2 protein-coding genes are annotated in these 653 nt (G+C 56.7%); both read left to right on the top strand.

Going from position 1 to position 653, the window contains the following annotated elements; genetic code table 11:
- Positions 1-137 (top strand): sugar nucleotide-binding protein (locus HGP17_RS33390; protein ID WP_168816345.1); only part of this gene is annotated, 137 nt, incomplete at its 5' end.
- Positions 138-217: 80 nt separating this feature from the next.
- Positions 218-653, top strand: a 436-nt coding sequence (locus HGP17_RS33385) for a sugar phosphate nucleotidyltransferase (RefSeq protein WP_168816344.1), incomplete at its 3' end; no start/stop codon positions are given.

The following is a 653-nucleotide window of genomic DNA, read 5'->3' as shown; positions in this document are numbered from 1 at the left end:
ACCCGACGCCGGCAAAGCGACCGGCCAACTCCAGACTGAATTGCACAAAACTGATGCGCCGTTTCGACATCGAACTTCCTGCCTGGAAGCAAGGTGTCGATGAGGTGCTGACCAAATTGCGGATCGCAGGAAACTGAGCTTTGGCATCTGCAACGATTGCTCGTTTCCACGCGCCTATGAGACGTAAACACACGGATTGAAGTCGAGACGCTGAATCATGACGAAAGCACGCAAAGGGATCATACTTGCCGGCGGATCGGGAACGCGCCTCTATCCGCTGACGCTCGCAGTCAGCAAGCAGCTCTTGCCGATCTACGACAAGCCGATGATCTATTATCCGCTGACGACGCTGATGCTATCAGGCATCCGCGAGATCCTGATCATCTCGACACCGCAGGACACGCCTCGCTTCGAGCAGCTGCTTGGCGATGGCAGTCAATGGGGCATTAGGCTCGACTATGCCGTGCAGCCGAGTCCGGATGGTCTGGCCCAGGCATTTTTGATCGGCGAGGCATTTCTGGATGGTGCGCCGTCGGCATTGGTGTTGGGCGACAATATCTTCTATGGGCACGACTTTACCCGCTTGCTCCACGAGGCAAGCGTGAAAGAGACCGGCGCCACCGTCTTTGCCTATCACGTACAAGATCCGCAGC

This window comes from Rhizobium sp. P38BS-XIX (assembly GCF_012641435.1).
GTDB lineage: Bacteria > Pseudomonadota > Alphaproteobacteria > Rhizobiales > Rhizobiaceae > Rhizobium.
This window is presented reverse-complemented; position numbering and strand designations above follow the sequence as displayed.